This window comes from Collinsella aerofaciens, from assembly GCF_964283865.1.
Lineage (GTDB): Bacteria > Actinomycetota > Coriobacteriia > Coriobacteriales > Coriobacteriaceae > Collinsella.
The window spans coordinates 1-769 of the sequence record NZ_CAXYLS010000038.1; the positions used below are offsets into that span (position 1 = coordinate 1).

Annotated in this window: 1 protein-coding gene; it reads left to right on the forward strand. The window is 59.7% G+C overall.

Annotated elements, in window-relative coordinates; all coding sequences use genetic code 11:
• Nucleotides 1-158: 158 nt before the first annotated feature.
• Entirely contained in the window at nucleotides 159-629 is a 471-nt protein-coding gene (gene tnpA, locus ACRX4W_RS09740) for an IS200/IS605 family transposase (protein WP_117734320.1), read from the forward strand.
• Nucleotides 630-769 lie beyond the last annotated feature (140 nt).

Genomic DNA, 769 nt, shown 5'->3' on the forward strand with positions numbered 1-769 from the left:
TTTAAAGGCTTTAGCCTGTGCGGGGCGCGCAGCGCGCCGCATCAGAAACCACCCGCTATGCGGGTGGGGACAACCGGCTTTACAAAGCCGCCCCCTCGCCGGACACTTGCGATTGTTCAGGCCGCAAGGAATCCGAGTCGAGAGGGCGGTGGTGGCGTATGGCCCAGAAGGCCTACAGCCTGTCGCACACGAAGTGGATGTGCAAGTACCACGTCGTGTTCACGCCGAAGTATAGGCGCAAAGTCATCTACAACCAAATAAGGTCCGACCTTGGGGAGATCTTCAGGAAGCTCTGCCAGTACAAGGGGATAGAGATCATCGAGGGGCACCTGATGCCCGACCACGTCCACATGCTGCTGGCGATACCGCCGAAGTACAGCGTGTCCAGCGTGATGGGCTATCTGAAGGGGAAAAGCTCGCTGATGGTATTCGACAGGCACGCGAACATGAAGTACAAGTTCGGCAACAGGAAGTTCTGGGCCGAGGGCTACTACGTTTCCACCGTCGGCCTGAACGAGGCGACGATCGCGAAGTACATCCGGGAGCAGGAGAAGGCCGACATCGCGCTCGACCGGCTGAGCGTCAAGGAGTACGAGGACCCCTTCGATAGGGGGCCGGGGCGCAAATAGCGCCGGTTTGACCGGCCCGTCACGGGTCAACCTGCAGTGCGGCCCGAACCCCGTGAGGGCCGGCGCCTTTAGACGCGTGCCGGAAATCCAAGGGTTATACCCTAAGAGCAAACCACCCCTTTTAGGGGTGGTTTTGATTT

Bases quoted from the DNA above. Each gene is read 5' to 3' on its own strand.
- tnpA (WP_117734320.1), top strand. From the start codon at position 159: ATGGCCCAGAAGGCCTACAGCCTGTCGCACACGAAGTGGATGTGCAAG.